Source organism: Ruminiclostridium hungatei (assembly GCF_002051585.1).
Taxonomy (GTDB): domain Bacteria; phylum Bacillota; class Clostridia; order Acetivibrionales; family DSM-1351; genus Ruminiclostridium; species Ruminiclostridium hungatei.
The window spans coordinates 1-1,073 of record NZ_MZGX01000075.1 but is presented as its reverse complement, the minus strand read 5'-3'; the positions used below and the strand labels follow the sequence as shown (position 1 = coordinate 1,073).

Here is a 1,073-nt window from a genome sequence, read left to right as displayed (position 1 = left end):
AGGCTGTCTATCTCACCTTCCAGGTCGTCACCGTAGGCCGTGCCTTTGGTGGACGGGCGCAGCTTCGTGCTGTCTGGCAGTATATGACTCACACTTTGCCTGAGCTGGTTTCCGTTGTCGTCATATACATATTTGGTCAGCTTTCGTGCCAGCTCCCTGCCCTCTGAGTCCAGCAGCCTTTCCGTGAGCCTCAGAAGAAGGTTTGCGGAAGAATATGCATAGTCGCTTTTCTTCAATATACATTGTATGTCTTTTCCCGTTCCCCCGTCAACATAGCCGCTTGGCTGGAGGGAGGTATAGGTTTCGTTCTGGGACACTCTGTTTCCGGCACTGTCGTAGGCATATACCGTCAGTTTTCCAGGTGCGGAAACCCTGAGCATCCTTCCCGCCTTGTCATAGGTATATTCCGTGGTGCCGAAGCTGTCTGTTTTGGCGGTCTGCCTTCCTGCCAGGTCGTAGGTGTAGCTGTATTCTGACAGCACTGCCCCGTTGGGCTTTTTGTTCACAAGCCTTACCAACTGGTTGTCCCTGTCATAGGAGTAGGTCTCTGTGACTCCTCCCTCATATTCTACGCCGGTTCTTCTGCCGTTTTCGTCATAGGCGTAGGCGGTGGTCTTTTCTTCTGAAACCACGGTGGACAGCCTGTTGGACCTATCATAGGTGTAGCTGACGGCTCTGCCCTTTAAATCTGTCACTTTGGATATATTTCCTGCCCGGTCGTACTCATAGCTCAAATGTACAGCCGCTCCCTTCCTTATCTCAAGGAGCCTGCCGTTTTTGTCATAGCTGTAAGTGCTCGTGCCGCTCTCATCCGTCATGGAGGTGCGGTTCCCTGCTTCGTCGTAGGTATAGCCTATGCTGTCCCCGGTTTCCTGTACCCTTCTTTCCAGCAGGTTTCCGGTGCTGTCATAGGTATATACCGTATTGTTTCCGTTTTTGTCGGTTATTAAGGCCAGGTTTCCTTCCAGGTCATACCTGTAGGTCTGAGCCTTGTTCTCTGCATTTGTAACACTCTTCAAGCCTCCGAGGGCCGTATAGGCATAGCGGTGTAAGCTTTCCCCTTCCGTCGGTCA

The 1,073-nt window shown here is 51.9% G+C and carries 1 pseudogene; it reads right to left on the bottom strand.

Annotated elements, in window-relative coordinates:
* Positions 1 to 1,019 (bottom strand): annotated as a pseudogene (locus CLHUN_RS21600) (hypothetical protein); the annotation flags it as partial.
* Positions 1,020 to 1,073: the final 54 nt, after the last annotated feature.